Origin of the sequence: Occultella glacieicola (assembly GCF_004353825.1) — a bacterium.
In the GTDB taxonomy this organism is placed as follows: domain Bacteria; phylum Actinomycetota; class Actinomycetes; order Actinomycetales; family Beutenbergiaceae; genus Occultella; species Occultella glacieicola.
In genome coordinates, this window is record NZ_SMNA01000010.1 from 102,805 (window position 1) to 117,909 (window position 15,105).

Below are 15,105 nucleotides of genomic sequence, written 5' to 3' on the forward strand. Positions count from 1 at the left end.
GCGTCGTGTGGAGGTTCCATGGGTGTGCTGACCGACTCCGGTGACGTGTCCGCCAGGTCGCAGGATCCGGCGGCGACACCGCTGCGGTTCGTGACGGCGGCGAGCCTGTTCGACGGCCATGACGCCGCGATCAACATCATGCGCCGCCTCATCCAGGCCGCCGGCGCCGAGGTGGTGCACCTGGGACACAACCGCTCCGTGGACGACGTGGTCCGGGCCGCCCTCGCCGAGGATGTCGACGCGATCGCGATCTCCTCCTACCAGGGCGGGCACCTGGAGTACTTCCGGTACCTGGTCGACCGCCTGCGCGAGGCCGACGCCGGCCACGTGCGCGTGTTCGGCGGTGGCGGGGGCACCATCACCCCGGCCGAGATCGCCGAACTCGAGGCCTACGGCGTCGAACGGATCTATCACCCCGACGACGGCATGCAGCTCGGCCTGCAGGGCATGATCGACGACGTCATCGCCCGCACCCGGGCCCATCGCCGTCCCTCGTCGATGCCCGACGGCGTCCCGTCCGTCGACGACGACGTCGCCATCGCGCGCACGATCAGCGCCGTCGAGGACGGCGTCCTGGCCGAGCCGGAGCTCGCCGCCGTCCGGGCCGACTGGGCCGCGGCCGCGGCCGGCCGGGTGGTCCCGGTCCTCGGGGTCACCGGCACCGGCGGCGCCGGCAAGTCCTCGGTGATCGACGAGCTCCTGATCCGGTTCCTCGCCGCGTTCGACGACCTCCACATCGCGGTGCTGTCCGTCGACCCGACCCGCCGCCGCACCGGCGGAGCCCTGCTCGGCGACCGGATCCGGATGAACGCCCTGCGCTCGGACCGCATCCACCTGCGCTCGATCGCGACCCGCAGCCGGCACACCTCGACCGCCGCCATGCTCGGGGACTGCATCGCCCTGTTGAAGGCCGTCGGCTTCGACCTCGTCATCGTCGAGACCGCGGGCATCGGCCAGTCGGACTCCGCGATCGTGGAGCTCGTGGACCTCCCGGTCTACGTGATGACCAGCGATTACGGCGCCGCGAGCCAGCTCGAGAAGATCGACATGGTCGACTTCGCGGAACTGATCGTGCTGAACAAGTACGACCGCCGCGGCGCCCCGGACGCGCTGCGCGACATTCGCAAGCAGTGGCGCCGCAACCGGGTCGCGTTCGACCTCCCGGTCGACCAGGTCCCGGTGCTGCCGACGATCGCGAGCCAGTTCAACGACCCCGGGGTCACCGCTGTCTTCGAACGGCTGCGGGCGATGCTCGCCGCCCATGTCGAGGCGGCCGACGGCGGAGCCCGCCTCGCGTTGGACGCTCACCCGGGTGGGGGCGAGGCCGGTGGGGAGCCCCGCTCCGCGGCGCTCATCCCCGGGGCGAGGGTGCGCTACCTCGCCGAGATCGCCGAGGCCGGTCGTGGTCTGCGCGACCGCGTCGCGCTCGACGTCGAGACCGCGGACGCGGCGCAGGCCTACTGGCGCGCCCTGCGCGACCTCGGGGACCCCGCGCTGCCCGAGGCCCTCGCGCCCTACCGCACCGCCGACCTCGGCAGTGCCGACCCTGCCCACCATGCCGGCCCAGCCCGCCCCGCGACCGACGGGGCCGTTCGCACCGACGGTGCGGACGCCGTCGGGCACTCGACCGAGCAGTCCGATCGACCGACCGCGGCGAGCGTGCCTACGGCCGGCAAGGGCGTCGTCGGGTACCCGACCGACCCCACCCTGCTCGCGCTGCGCCGGGCCTACACCTCCGCCGTCGGGCGCCTCGGTGAGGATTCGCGCGAACTCCTGCGCAGCTGGCCCGGCCGGCTCGCGGCGATCACCGCGGAGACCGGTGGCTACCGGGTCCGGGGCATGGACATCGAGGTGGCGAACCGCTCGACCTCCCTGTCCGGCACGCCGATCCCGAAGGTCGCCGCGCCGACCTACCGGGGCTGGGGGGACCTGCTCGCCTTCCTGCACCACGAGAACCTGCCGGGTGCGTTCCCGTACACCGGCGGCGTGTACCCGTACCGGCGCACCGGGGAGGACCCGACCCGGATGTTCGCCGGCGAGGGCACGCCCGAGCGCACGAACCGGCGGTTCCACTACCTCAGCGCCGGTCAGGAGGTCGCGCGGCTGTCCACGGCGTTCGACTCGGTGACCCTGTACGGGGAGGACCCGGCCACCCGCCCGGACATCTACGGCAAGGTCGGCAACTCCGGCGTGAACGTGCCGACGCTGGACGACATGAAGAAGCTGTACTCCGGTTTCGACCTGTGCGCGCCGACCACGTCGGTGTCGATGACCATCAACGGGCCGGCACCGACGATCCTGGCCATGTTCTTCAACGCGGCCATCGACCAGCAGGTCGAGAAGTACCTGAGGGCCGACGGCGAACGGTGGGCGGCCGCGCAGGCTCGCCTCGAGCAGGTGCGGGGGTCGGCGCCCGTTTACATGGGCGACCTGCCGCCCGGGCACGACGGGCTCGGGCTGGCCCTGCTCGGGGTCACCGGGGACCAGCTCGTGGACGCGCAGACGTACGCACGGATCCGGCTCGAGACGCTCGCGGCGGTCCGCGGCACCGTGCAGGCGGACATCCTCAAGGAGGACCAGGCGCAGAACACGTGCATCTTCAGCACCGAGTTCGGGCTGCGGATGATGGGGGACATCCAGCAGTACTTCATCGACACCGCGGTGCGGAACTTCTACTCGGTGTCGATCTCGGGCTATCACATCGCCGAGGCCGGGGCGAACCCGATCACCCAGCTCGCGTTCACGCTCGCGAACGGGTTCACGATCGTCGAGTACTACCTGGCCCGGGGCATGAGCATCGACCAGGTCGCCCCGCACCTGTCGTTCTTCTTCTCCAACGGGATGGACCCCGAGTACGCCGTGATCGGACGCGTCGCGCGGCGGATCTGGGCGCGGGCGATGCGGGACAACTACGGCGCCGGGCCGCGCAGCCAGATGCTGAAGTACCACGTGCAGACGTCGGGCCGGTCGCTGCACGCGCAGGAGGTGCAGTTCAACGACATCCGCACCACCCTGCAGGCGCTGTACGCGATCTTCGACAACTGCAACAGCCTGCACACGAACGCCTACGACGAGGCCGTCACCACCCCGACAGAGGAGAGCGTGCGCCGGGCGGTGGCGATCCAGATGATCATCAACGCCGAGCTCGGGCTGAACCGTACCGAGAACCCGTGGCAGGGCAGCTTCATCATCTCCGAGCTCACGGACCTGGTCGAGGAGGCCGTGTATGCCGAGTTCGAGGCGATCAGCGACCGCGGTGGCGTGCTCGGGGCGATGGAGACGATGTACCAGCGGGGTCGGATCCAGGACGAGTCGCTGCTGTACGAGACCCGCAAGCACGACGGTTCCCTCCCGATCATCGGCGTGAACACGTTCCTGCCCCGGCAGGACCCGGGCCGGATCGCGGCTGAGATCGACCTGATCCGCAGCACCACCGCCGAGAAGGAACAGCAGATCACCGAGGTCGCTCAGTGGCAGGGTGCGCGCAACCCCCTGGCGCCGGCCGCGCTCGAGGATCTGCAGGCCGTCGCGCGCGGCGGCGGCAACCTGTTCGAGGCGCTCATGTCCGCCGTCCGGACGCACTCGCTCGGGCAGATCACGCACGCGCTCTACCTGGTCGGCGGGGAGTACCGGCGGAACATGTGAGCGGACAGAGGTGCCCATCGCGATGACCCGGCGTCACGGGGGTGCGTACCCCTAGACTGGGCCGGAAAAATCGAACCGACCGGGTGCGCTCGCGCGTGTTCGGATCTTGAGGGGATCGGCATGGCATATCGCTACAACTCGCCTCCTGGATGGCCGACGCCTCCGGAGGGCTGGACGCCACCACCGGGGTGGCAGCCGGACGCGTCGTGGGGACCGGCGCCCGAGGGGTGGCAGTTCTGGCTCGACGAGGAGACCGGCGCCCCGCCGGCGACTGCCGCGACCGAGGCCGGCGCCGGTGCTGCCGCTGGCGGCGCTGCCGCTGGCGGCGCTGCCGCTGGCGGCGCTGCCGCGGATGCGATGTCGTCGGACTCGACGGGATCGGGCGCCGGCGCGTTGGACGACTCAGCTGCCATGCCCGACTCGGATGCGACCGTCGTGCGCCCGGCGATGCCGCCGGCCGGTGCGATGTCCGAGTCGGCCGACGCCTCGCAGGCCCCGGACGCGCCGGGATCCGGCCACCCAGCCGACCCCCCCGATCCCTCCGCGGACTCGGCGACGCCGCGGTTCGGCGGCGACGCGACGCCGCGGTTCGGGGAGCCCGGAACATCGGACGCTGCCGGCCCGTTGCCGGCGAACGACGAGCCGACCACCCTCTTCACCCCCGGCGCCCACGTCGCCCAGCCGGAGCAGCCTGGCCAGCACGGTCAGCACAGCCAGCAAGGTCAGCAGACCGATGGGTTCGGCGGTGCCGGTGGTGCGCCGTCCTACGGGGGCGCAAGTGGTGCGCCCTCGTACGGAGCGGCCAGTGGTGCGCCCTCCTACGGGGACGGGAGTGGTGCGCCCGGCCAGAGCGACCAGCAGGGCCCCTCCTACGGCGGTGCGGCCGCCGCGGGGGCCGCTGCCGGTGCTGCGGACTCCCAGTTCGGGCCGCCGCCGCCCTCCTACGGCGGTGAACCGCAGACCCAGGCGTTCGGTCAGACCCCGACCCAGGAGTTCGGTCAGTCACAGGGCCAGCAGTTCGGTCAGGGCGCCGGCCAGCAGCCCGGCCAGTACGGCGAGCAGCCCGGCCAGTTTGGCCAGCAGCCCGGCCAGTACGGCCAGGCGTCGGCCGCTCCCGGCTACGGCCAGGGCGCGCAGCAGCCCGGTCAGCACGGTCAGTACGGCCAGGCGTCCGCGCCGGGTTATGACCAGTCGGCGGGTCAGTATGGCCAGGCGTCCGCGCCGGGCTACGACCAGTCAGCGGGTCAGTATGGCCAGGCGTCCGCGCCGGGCTACGACCAGTCAGCGGGCCAGTACGGCCAGGCCGCGAGCGCCGGCGCTGCGGCTGGCTACGGCGGCGGCCAGCCGCCGTCGAACAGCATGTACAACTACGCACCCACCTCCGGGCTCGACCAGGGCGGTAGCTCCCCCTACACGACCGGAGCCGCAGGCTACGGCGGCCCGCCCGGGCCGGGCGCTCCCGGCGGCAAGAACCGGACCGGGCTGATCATCGGGATCATCGCGGCGGTCGTGGTGCTCGCCCTGGTCATCTTCTTTGCGGTCCGGGCGATCTCGGGCGGCGGCGGCGACACGGACGGCACCCCCACGCCGGAGCCGACCGCGAGCACCGTGGAGCCCACGGACGAGCCGACCGATCAGGCGACCGATGAGCCGACGGACTCCACCACGGTGGCCCCGCCGTCGGGCGACTTCGCGGACCTCACCGGCTCGGACCCCGCGATCGTGAGCGAGAACGGCGTCCCGGTCGTCGAGGTCCGGCTGCTCGAGGCGCAGACGAACTGGCAGCCGAGCGGGAACGCGCTGCTGTGCTCCGAGCCCGAGTCCGGGCAGTACCTGGGCCTGCAGTTCGAGTTCACGACGCTGCCGGAGCTCGCCGACACCGACGACGGGTACTACACGTTCATCGGCTTCGAGCTCGGCGCCCAGACCGCAGCCGGTGGGGAGTTGGAGACCAACGCCTTCTCGGGGCTGTTCTGCCTGGACGAGAGCCAGCAGACGCCGTCGGAGATGCAGCCGGGCCAGACCTACACCGGTTGGGCTGTCCTGGACGTCTCGACCGATGTCGCGTCCGTGACCTGGTCCGACTGGCTGGACTTCACCGGCAACGCGCCGACCTACCGCTGGGTCCTGGCCGACCAGTAGGGCCGCCGTTGTGAGGGGCGCCGGGGCACACCTGGCGCCCCTCCCGCATGGAAGGATCGAGTCATGGCATTCCGTGGCATCCGCGTGATCGGTGACCCCGTGCTGCGGACCCCGTGCGAGGAGATCACCAGGATCGACGACCGGGTCCGGGCGCTCGTGGCCGACCTGGTCGAGACGGTCGACGCCGAGGGCCGCGCCGGTCTGGCAGCGAACCAGATCGGGGTCAGCCTGCGGGCGTTCTCCTGGAACCTCGACGGCGAGGTCGGCTACGTCCTGAACCCCCGCCTGGTGAAGGTGTCCGAGGGGATCCAGGACGGTGACGAGGGCTGCCTCTCGGTGCCCGGCCTGTGGTTCCCGACGCGACGCGCGACGTACGCGAAGGTCGAGGGGATCGACCTTGACGGCGCTGCGGTGACGGTCGAGGGAGAGGGTCTGATGGCCCGGTGCCTGCAGCACGAAGTGGACCACCTCGACGGCAGGCTGTACCTCGACCGGCTCGACCGTGACGTCCGCAAGGGGGCCATGCGTCAGGTGCGGGAATTGATGTGAGGTGCACAAACGCCCGTCTTTAGGGCATTATGGGCATGGAAGCCGTGTGCATTCCTGAAGGTGACTGACCGAGATCGTTGGGGAAGACGTATCTCGAACAGAAACAGGAGGGGATGGCAATGACTGGTGTGAGCACCCGCGGCGTCATTTTCGTGCACTCCGCACCCCGGGCCCTGTGCCCGCACGTGGAGTGGGCAGCAGGCTCCGTGCTGGATGCGCGCGCGTCCTTCGACTGGACCCCGCAGCCGGCCGCGCCGGACCTGTTCCGCGCCGAGTTGTCCTGGACCGGGCCCGCCGGCACCGGCGCACGCCTCGCCTCCGCTCTGCGGGGCTGGACCCACCTGCGCTACGAGGTCACCGAGGAGCCCAGCCTCGGCGTCGACGGCGGCCGCTGGAGCCACACCCCGGACCTCGGCATCTTCCACGCCCAGGTGGACGTGCACGGCAACGTGGTGGTTCCGGAGGACCGGATCCGTGCCGCGATGGCACACGCCGAGGAGCCGGCGCGGATGAAGCACGAACTCGACCTGGCCCTGGGACAGGCCTGGGACGACGAGCTCGAACCGTTCCGGTACGCCGGCGCCGGCGTACCGGTGCGCTGGCTCCACCGGGTCGGCTGACGCGCCGCCCGCGCACCGCGCCCCAGAATCCGCTGAGATCGCACCTGAGCACCTGAGATCGCACTGTGCGCCAGTGCGATCTCAGGTGCTCAGGTGCGATCTCAGCGACAGAGCGGCCCAGGTGCGATCTCAGCGCCAGAGCGGGTCAGGCGTTCGTGAACACCAGGGTGGCGTTGTGCCCGCCGAACCCGAACCCGTTGTTGACGGCGGCGATGTCGCCGTCGCGCAGCGCACGGGGCGAATCCCGGACCAGGTCGATGGGGAGATCCGGTTCCGGGTCGGAGACGTTGATCGTGGGCGGGGCCTGCCGGTCCACGATCGCCATGATCGTGAAGATCGACTCCAGCGCCCCGGCTCCGCCGAGCAGGTGCCCGGTCATCGACTTCGTGGCCGAGACGGTCACGTGGTCCGCGTCGTCGCCGAGGGCGCGGCGCATCGCCTTGGCCTCGACGCCGTCACCCGCGGGGGTGGAGGTGGCGTGCGCGTTGACATGCACCACGTCCGCGGCGCTCACGCCGGCGTTCGCCAGGGCGAGCCGGAAGGCCCGCTCCTGCCCGGCGCCGGTCGGGTCGGGAGGTGCCACGTCGTAGGCGTCCGACGTCATGCCGAGGCCGGCCACCCGGGCGTAGATCCGCGCACCGCGGGCGATCGCGTGGTCCTCGCGCTCGAGCACGATGACACCGGCGCCCTCGCCGAGCACGAACCCGTCCCGGTTCACGTCGTAGGGGCGCGAGGCGCCGGCCGGGTCGTCGTTGCGGGTGGACAGGGCCTGCATCTTCGCGAACGAGGCGATCGGCAAGGGGTGGATGGCGGCCTCGGTGCCGCCGGCGACCACCACGTCTGCCCGGCCGGTGCGGATCATCTCCAGGCCGTAGCCGATGGCCTCGGCACCGGAGGCGCACGCGGACACCGGCGTGTGTGCGCCGGCCTTCGCGCCGACCTCGATCGACACGTACGCGGCGGGGGAGTTCGGCATCAGCATCGGGACTGTCAGCGGGAGCACCCGCCGCACGCCCTTGTCCCGGATGGTGTCCCAGGCGTTCACGAGCGTGATGACCCCGCCGATGCCGGAGGCGATCACGGCACCGATGCGTTCGCCGGGAAGTTCAGGCGACCCGGCGTCCGCCCAGGCCTCGCGGGCCGCGATCATCGCGAACTGCGCGCTGGGGTCCATCCGGCGGGTCTCGGGCCGGGAGAGGATCTCCTCGGCGGGCACGGCCAACTGGCCGGCGAAGGTCACGGGCAGTTCGTACTGGCTCACCCAGTCCTGTTCGAGGGTACGCACGCCGGATTTGCCGGCGAGGGCGGCGGCCCAGCTCGTGGGGACGTCACCACCGAGCGGTGAGGTCGTTCCGAGGCCCGTCACAACTACGTTCGGCTGATCGCTCATCTACGTGACTCCAAGACTATGAACGGGGGTGGCCGCGCCGGGCGTGCGGGTCACGCACGCCCGGCGGCAACCAGGGGTCGGGACGAGGTTCAGGCCTGGGCCTGCGCGATGAAGCTCACGGCGTCGCCGACGGTGTTGAGGTTCTTGACCTCTTCGTCCGGGATCCGGACCTCGAACTTCTCCTCGGCCAGGGTGACGATCGTCATCATCGACAGCGAGTCGATGTCGAGGTCATCGGTGAACGACTTGTCCTTCTGGACGGCGTCCGCGGGCAGTCCCGTCTCGTCGTTCACGATCTCGGCCAGACCGGCCAGGATGTCCTCTTCGCTGTGCGCCATGCTTGCTCCATTCTCAGGGTTTCATACGGGTGGGGACCAGTGTCCCCGACGCCACGGTGGCGGTGCCACTGCGGCGCGCTGGGCCGCCCCGACTCGGGTCGGACGAGCCCCAGCAGGATCAGGGCAGGACCACGACCTGCGCGGCGTAGGCCAGCCCGGCACCGAAGCCGATCTGCAGGGCGATGTCCCCGCCCTTCGCCTGGCCCTCGCGGAGCAGGCGCTCGGTGGCCAGCGGGATGGACGCGGCCGAGGTGTTGCCGGTGTCGGCGATGTCGCGGCCGACCACGATGTCCTCGCGGAACTTGATCAGCTTCAGCAGCTGGTCGGTGATCCGCATGTTCGCCTGGTGCGGGATGAACACGTCGATGTCCTCGAGCTGCAGGCCGGCGGCGTCCACGGCGCGGCGGGCGATGTTGGGCATCGAGGAGATGACCCACTTGAACACGGTCGGGCCCAGCTGGCGCAGCGTCGGAGTGGTCATCTGGGAGACCTCCTCGGCGGTCTCCGGGGTCTCCGGGACCGGCTCGCCGAGCTCCTCGCGGCGATAGTCCAGCCAGGAGTGCGTCTGGTAGATGACCGACGACTGCGAACCGTCGCTGCCCCAGACGGTCGGTCCGATACCCGGGGTGTCCGAGCGGCCGACCACGGCAGCGCCCGCGCCGTCACCGAGCAGGAAGGAGATCGTGCGGTCGGTCGGGTCGATGAAGTCGCTCATCTTCTCGACGCCGATCACGAGCACGTTCTCCGCGGTCCCGGCCCGCACCAGCGCGTCGGCCTGTGCGATCCCGTAGCAGTAGCCGGCGCAGGCCGCGGACACGTCGTAGGCCGGCGCCGGGGTGGCGCCGATGGCGTCGGTCACGATCGTGGCGAGCGAGGGGGTCTGCTCGAAGTGGGTCACGGTCGAGACCAGCACGGCGTCGAGGTCCGACCCGGTGAGCCCGGCCTTGTCGAGGGCGTCGTTCGCCGCGTCGACCGCGAGATCCTTGATCGTGACGCCCGTGGCGGCCCGCGCCCGCGTCCGGATGCCGGTGCGCTGCTGGATCCACTCGTCGGAGGAGTTGATCGGGCCGACGATGTCGTCGTTGGGGACGAGCTCGCTGCCACGCGAACCCCCGACGGCGAGGATGCGGCTACCGAGGACTGGCGTGGGTTGCGCGAGGGTCGGCTTGGTCATCGGGGCTCCTGAGTGGTCGGGTCGTGCGGAAGGGGAGGTGGCGGCCGGGGTGGGCCGGCGCAGGCCGGTCAGCCGTGATGGCGGGCGATCAGGTCCGCCGCGGCGTCGAGGTCGGCGGGCGACTTCAACGCGATGGTCTCGACGCCGCGCATCGTCCGGCGGGCGAGTCCGGTGAGGACCCCACCGGGGGCGAGTTCGATCGCGGCCTGCACGCCGCGCTCGACGAGCGTCTGCTGGCACAGGTCCCAGCGCACCGGTGCCGAGATCTGGCGGACCAGGGCGGCCAGGGCGTCGGCACCCGAGGCGACGGCGGCGCCGTCGGCGTTCGAGAGCAGGGTCAGTCGTGGGTCGGCCGGGGTCAGGGCGGCGGCGGCAGCGGCGACGGCGTCGACGGCGGACGCCATGTAGCGGGTGTGGAACGCACCGGCGACGGCCAGGGGGATCACCCGGGCCTTCGCGGGCGGCTCCGCGGCGAGGGCGGCCAGGGCGGGCAGGGCTCCGGCGGCGACGATCTGCCCGCCGCCGTTGACGTTCGCGGCGACCAGGTCGTACGCGCTCAGGGTGTCCAGCACGTCGCCGGCGTCACCGCCGACCACGGCGGACATCCCGGTGGGTTCGGCGGCCGCGGCATGCGCCATGGCCGAGCCGCGGACCGCGACCAGACGCAGGGCGTCGGTGGCGGGCAGGACCCCGGCCGCGGCGACCGCCGCGAACTCTCCGACGGAGTGTCCCGCGGTGGCAATCGCCCAGCCGTTGACGTCGCCCACGCGTGCCTGCAGGGCGCTGAGCGCGAGCAGCGAGGTCGCCACGATGAGGGGCTGGGCGACTGCCGTGTCCTTGATCGTGTCTGCGTCCGCCGTCGTGCCCAGGGCCCGCAGGTCCAGCCCGACGGCGTCGGCGTAACCGTCGAGTTCGTCCGACAGTGAGCCGGTGGTGCCGTCGAGCTCGAGCCATGGGGCGAGCATGCCGGGGGACTGGGCGCCCTGACCAGGGCTGAGGACTGCGATCACCGTTCCACTCTTCCTTGTGCGATCCCGCCGCTGCGGGCGACGGATCGCACGAAGCTCCGTCGGGGGGATTGTGCGATTCCTACAATGGCACGGTTTCGGCGAGGCGGCCGATCGCGATGGCGATCTGGAGCACGAATCCCTCCCGTGCGTGGGTCGGGTCCCAACCGGTGATCGTGGCGATCCGCTTGAGCCGGTACCGCACCGTGTTCGGGTGGACGTACAACTGGCGCGCGGTGGCCTCGAGGGAGCGGCCCTCGTTCAGGTACACCGAGAGCGTCTCCAGGAGCGGTCCACCCACCCCGAGCAGCGGACCGTAGACGTCCGCGAGCAGGGTTCGGTGCGCGTCCGGGTCCCCGAGCAGCATCCGTTCGGGGAGCAGCTCGTCGGCGAGCACCGGGCGCGGCGCGGACGGCCACGCCGGGACCGCCTGCAGCGCGGACAGGGCGGCCCTGGCGGAACGACCGGCGTCGGCCAGTTCGCGAACCTGAGGACCGATGACCACCGGCCCGGGGCCGAACCGGGGGAGCAGCTCCTCCGCCTGTTGCCGCAGGTTGCCTGTACCGCCGAGAACCACGATCAGCCGGCTGCCCTGGAGACCCACGAGCGCGTCCTGGGCGGTGCGCCGGGCCGCCCGGCGCAGTTCCGCGGTGCCCACGTCGTCGAGTTCGCCCTCGATGGTGCCGACCAGAACGAGGGTGTTCCCGCGGCCGGCCCAGCCCAGGGCGGCCACGCGTGAGTGCAGGGAATCGTCGGGGTCGCCGCGCAGCAGCGAGTCGACCACCAGCGCCTCCAGGCGGGCGTCCCAGGCGCCGCGGGTCTCCGCGGCCCGCGCATAGACCTCGGCGGCCGAGAAGGCCACCTCCCGGGAGTAGAGCAGCACCGATTCGCGCAGGGTGGAGTGCTGGCCCGGCGCGGCCAGTTGTTCGGTGTGCTCCTCGACGATCTCCACGACGATTCGGACCAGTTGCAGGGTGTGCTGCAGGGAGATCGACCGGGTCAGCTCCGGCGGCGCGGCACGGAAGATCTCGGCCGCGTTGTAGGAGCCGCGCCCCGGGTTCTCGTACCAGGCGATGAAGTTCGCGATGCCCGACTGCGCCACCAGACCGATCCACGAGCGGTCCTCGGCCGTCAGGGCCCGGTACCACGGGAGTTCCTCGTCCAGGCGGCGCATGGCCGCGGCCGTGAGCAGGTCCGTGCCGTGCCGTAACCGCCGGACCATCTCGGCCGTGGCCGGTCGCTCCGGGGCAGGCTCGGCAACCGCCTCGTCCGATCCCGGACCCGCTTCGTCGACCGACGCCGAGGACGGCGTTCGGTGCGTGGACACCTTGCGACTCATGGGCCTGAGGATACGGTGTCGTTTGTGGAAAGCCCACAAACGACGCGGTCAGAGGAGCCCGTGCTCGCGACCTTCCCGGATCGCGGCGAACCGGCCTGAGACGCCGAGCTTGCGGTACACGGCGCCGAGGTGCGTCTTGATCGTGTTGACGCTCACGCCCCGAGCGGCGGCGATCTCCTTGACGGACAGTGGTGAGGGCAGGTCGCGCAGCAGTTCGATCTCTCGCGGGCTGAGCGTGGAGATGTCGGCCAGTTCGGAGCGTTCGGGCTGCTCCCGCTCGAGCAGGGCGGTGACGAAGCCCTCGCTGTGGCCGAAGCGCCCTTGGTGCGTGCGCAGGAGCGGCTCGACCTCGCGCCAGGCGTCGACGAACGGGCGCCGGAAGTTCCGGGTCGCGGCCCAGTCCAGTGCCCGCCGAAGGGACTCGAAGGCGCGCGTCGGGTTGTCCTGGCCGGAATCCACCACCGCCGCGAGCACGTTCGCCGCCACGATCGTCGACTCCTGATGGACGGTGAGGTCAGCCTGCAGCGCGGTGGTCAGCAGGCGACGCGCCTCGGTCGCCCGGCCCCGGGCGTACAGGAGGTGCGCGCGCATGGTGAGTGCTTCGGCGCTGTCCGGGACGAGGCGCGCCGCCCTCTCGACGGCGTCCGTCGCCCAGTCGTTCTCCCCCACGGCCAGCGCGAGCCGGATCTCCTGCGGGGTCGCGTAACCAACCATCGCCGGGGACACCTGATCGGCCATCGGGCTCGACCAGACCTCGCGGAAGTCGGCGACGGCCTGTCTGCGGGCCTCACCGGTCGACGCCTCGAACCTGGCCAGCGCATGCATGCTCCGAACACCGACCTCGACCTCGACGTTGCCGGCATCCGGGAGAGCGTGGATGGCTCGCCCGGCGTATTCGGCCTGGGTCTGGTCGTCACAGGTCTGGAACGCGGTCCACGCGGCGAGCAGGTAGGCGTAGGCGAGTCTCGGGGAGTCGGCCCAACCACGCGGGCTCGCGTACTCGATCGCCTGGCTGGTCCAGGACTGCGTGGCCGGGAAGTCACATGCGGCGCCGGTGATGCCCGACAGCTGGGCGAGGGTGGTGAGGACAGCCTCGTCGTAGCCCTGGGCACGGGCCAGTTCGAGGGCGTGCTCGAGGTCGGCGATCGCCCGGGTGTAGTCGCCGCCACGCATCCGAGCGGGTCCCCGCTGGATGAGAACGATCAGGTCGACATCGGGATCGCCCGAGAGCGACAGGTCGAGGATCCCGGTCGCTCGCAGTGCCTTGGCCACGTCGCCACCGAGCAGGGCCCGGCTGACGACGGCGGCGGCTCGCATGGCGGCCAGTCGTGCGTCCTCCGGTGGGCCGAGTCTGGTCAGCGCGGCCAGTTGCTCGTCCGCGGCCACGGGGTCCGAGAGGTCCAGCATGGCCAGCGCAGCGATCGTCACAACGCCTGGGTCCCGGCGGGCCGCAGTTCCGGCCCTGGTGATCGCGTCCCGAACCGTGGGCGCGTGACCCGAGAGGATGAGACGCAGTCCACGTGCGCGCAGCATGCGGACGAGGTAGTCGTCGTCGCCGGCCTGCAGGGCGTGCTCGATCGCGACGAGTGGCTGGTCGGCTGCATCGAACCAGCGTGCCGCAGCGGCGTGCTGGTGGCGCGGGGCCTCGACGTCCTCGCGGGCGAGCGCCGCAGTGAGGTAACTGCGCATCAGGCTGTGGTAGCGGTACCAGGACGTGTCGCCGGACTGGACCACCAGGGCGTTCTGTCGGCAGAGTCGGTCGAGGATCTTGCCGGCGTCGGCCTGTCCGGACAGTTCGGCCGCCAGGTCGACCGACAACTGCTCGGGTGTGCACGTCCGGAGCAGGAACTCGTAGGTGTGCTCGGGCAGGTGCTGGACCACCTCCGTGAAGAGGTAGTCGGCCACCTCGCGACGATCACCCTCGAACTGTGCCAGGAAGCCGCTCGGGTCACTCGACCCGGAGAGGGAGACGGCGGCCAGCCGCAGCCCGGCCGCCCAGCCCTCGGTGCGGCCGACCACCCGGGCGAGGTCCAGCGGTGACAGCGAACTGCCGACCCGCTCGAACAGTTCCGACGCCTCGGCCTCGGTGAACGCGAGATCGTCGGTGCGGATGTCGCGAAGCGTGCCGGTCAGCCGAAGGCGGTGCAGGTTCAGCTCCGGCTCGTGTCGGCTGATCAGAACGACGCCGAGGCCCGGCGGAAGGTCGTTGAGGAGTGACTCCAGTCCGGCCAGGACGTCGGCCGAACGGATCCGGTGCAGGTCGTCGAGGACGAGCCATCGCACCGGTTGGGTCGCGTCCAGCACCTCGGTCAGCGCGGTGATGAACCGTGGCTCGACGCGGTCTCGCGGCGGACTCAGCTGGTCGAGCTCGTCGGCGGCGTCCGCCGGTGCGGCTTCGATCAGGGCGTCGATGAGAGCAGACCAGAACTCGTAGGGACGATCATCGCTCTCGTCGAGGCCGACCCACGCCACCCTCTCACCCCGCTCGGCGGCGCGGCGGGCCCAGTCGACCACGAGGATGGTCTTGCCTGATCCGGCGGGCGCGCAGACCAAGGACACGGGGGTGGCGCCGAGGTGCAGGGCGGTGAGGCGCTCCCGCACGACGAGGCCGTCGGATACTCGTGGGACGCGAACGCGGGTGCGGGAGACGAACGCCCGGGCGCCGGCGTGGCGCTGCGCCGGGTGGTTGCGCGGCGCAGCGCGGCGTACGCCCCGCCCGCGCGTCGCAGGGCGCGACCCGGTAGACCCAGCCTGCATGTGGCGGAGCCTATCGCCACCGGGTCCGCGACGGGGTGACCGCCGCCGAGTGTCCAGTTGCTTGCCGCCATTCTGCCGCCGCCATGCCGCGCGGCGAATCACCCGCCGGGGGTGACGCGGCCGACCCGCCCGCGTCGAATCATT

10 protein-coding genes are annotated in these 15,105 nt (G+C 71.6%); 4 read left to right on the plus strand and 6 right to left on the minus strand.

Annotated features, from left to right (window positions below; genetic code table 11):
- Positions 1 to 18: 18 nt before the first annotated feature.
- The 4 genes from EXU48_RS18925 (at position 19) to EXU48_RS18940 (ending at position 6,956) form a co-directional block, all read left to right on the plus strand.
- Positions 19 to 3,645 (plus strand): methylmalonyl-CoA mutase family protein, encoded by a 3,627-nt coding sequence (locus tag EXU48_RS18925; protein WP_133109253.1) that lies wholly within the window; start codon positions 19 to 21, stop codon positions 3,643 to 3,645.
- A 411-nt stretch (positions 3,646 to 4,056) separates the two neighbouring features.
- Positions 4,057 to 5,787 (plus strand): hypothetical protein, encoded by a 1,731-nt coding sequence (locus tag EXU48_RS18930; protein ID WP_133109254.1) that lies wholly within the window; start codon positions 4,057 to 4,059, stop codon positions 5,785 to 5,787.
- Positions 5,788 to 5,850: 63 nt separating this feature from the next.
- The gene (def, locus tag EXU48_RS18935) at positions 5,851 to 6,336 is read left to right on the plus strand and encodes a peptide deformylase (RefSeq protein WP_133109255.1); all 486 of its coding nucleotides are present in this window, start codon (positions 5,851 to 5,853) and stop codon (positions 6,334 to 6,336) included.
- 119 nt (positions 6,337 to 6,455) lie between these two features.
- Entirely contained in the window at positions 6,456 to 6,956 is a 501-nt protein-coding gene (locus EXU48_RS18940) for a DUF3145 domain-containing protein (protein ID WP_133109256.1), read from the plus strand.
- Positions 6,957 to 7,101: 145 nt separating this feature from the next.
- Here the strand turns inward: EXU48_RS18940 and EXU48_RS18945 are convergent, their stop codons facing one another.
- The 6 genes from EXU48_RS18945 to EXU48_RS18970 all read right to left on the minus strand — a co-directional run bounded on the left by EXU48_RS18945 (position 7,102) and on the right by EXU48_RS18970 (position 14,961).
- Complete coding sequence (locus EXU48_RS18945; protein WP_133109257.1) at positions 7,102 to 8,346, minus strand: beta-ketoacyl-[acyl-carrier-protein] synthase family protein; 1,245 nt, start codon at positions 8,344 to 8,346, stop codon at positions 7,102 to 7,104.
- A gap of 89 nt (positions 8,347 to 8,435) precedes the next feature.
- Complete coding sequence (locus tag EXU48_RS18950) at positions 8,436 to 8,684, minus strand: acyl carrier protein (RefSeq protein WP_133109258.1); 249 nt, start codon at positions 8,682 to 8,684, stop codon at positions 8,436 to 8,438.
- Positions 8,685 to 8,802: 118 nt separating this feature from the next.
- Positions 8,803 to 9,858 carry a beta-ketoacyl-ACP synthase III gene (locus tag EXU48_RS18955; protein ID WP_133109259.1) on the minus strand — a complete coding sequence of 352 codons (1,056 nt, stop codon included), beginning with the start codon at positions 9,856 to 9,858 and terminating at the stop codon, positions 8,803 to 8,805.
- A 68-nt stretch (positions 9,859 to 9,926) separates the two neighbouring features.
- Positions 9,927 to 10,868, minus strand: a complete 942-nt coding sequence (locus EXU48_RS18960) for an ACP S-malonyltransferase (protein ID WP_133109260.1) — start codon at positions 10,866 to 10,868, stop codon at positions 9,927 to 9,929.
- 79 nt (positions 10,869 to 10,947) lie between these two features.
- On the minus strand, positions 10,948 to 12,204 hold the full coding sequence (locus tag EXU48_RS18965; RefSeq protein WP_133109261.1) for a PucR family transcriptional regulator: 1,257 nt from the start codon (positions 12,202 to 12,204) through the stop codon (positions 10,948 to 10,950).
- 48 nt (positions 12,205 to 12,252) lie between these two features.
- Positions 12,253 to 14,961 (minus strand): LuxR C-terminal-related transcriptional regulator, encoded by a 2,709-nt coding sequence (locus EXU48_RS18970; protein WP_165962894.1) that lies wholly within the window; start codon positions 14,959 to 14,961, stop codon positions 12,253 to 12,255.
- Positions 14,962 to 15,105 lie beyond the last annotated feature (144 nt).

Bases quoted from the DNA above. Each gene is read 5' to 3' on its own strand.
- EXU48_RS18925 (WP_133109253.1), top strand. From the start codon at position 19: ATGGGTGTGCTGACCGACTCCGGTGACGTGTCCGCCAGGTCGCAGGAT.
- EXU48_RS18965 (WP_133109261.1), bottom strand. From the start codon at position 12,204: ATGAGTCGCAAGGTGTCCACGCACCGAACGCCGTCCTCGGCGTCGGTC.
- EXU48_RS18940 (WP_133109256.1), top strand. From the start codon at position 6,456: ATGACTGGTGTGAGCACCCGCGGCGTCATTTTCGTGCACTCCGCACCC.
- EXU48_RS18970 (WP_165962894.1), bottom strand. From the start codon at position 14,961: ATGCAGGCTGGGTCTACCGGGTCGCGCCCTGCGACGCGCGGGCGGGGC.
- def (WP_133109255.1), top strand. From the start codon at position 5,851: ATGGCATTCCGTGGCATCCGCGTGATCGGTGACCCCGTGCTGCGGACC.
- EXU48_RS18930 (WP_133109254.1), top strand. From the start codon at position 4,057: ATGCCCGACTCGGATGCGACCGTCGTGCGCCCGGCGATGCCGCCGGCC.
- EXU48_RS18950 (WP_133109258.1), bottom strand. From the start codon at position 8,684: ATGGCGCACAGCGAAGAGGACATCCTGGCCGGTCTGGCCGAGATCGTG.
- EXU48_RS18945 (WP_133109257.1), bottom strand. From the start codon at position 8,346: ATGAGCGATCAGCCGAACGTAGTTGTGACGGGCCTCGGAACGACCTCA.
- EXU48_RS18955 (WP_133109259.1), bottom strand. From the start codon at position 9,858: ATGACCAAGCCGACCCTCGCGCAACCCACGCCAGTCCTCGGTAGCCGC.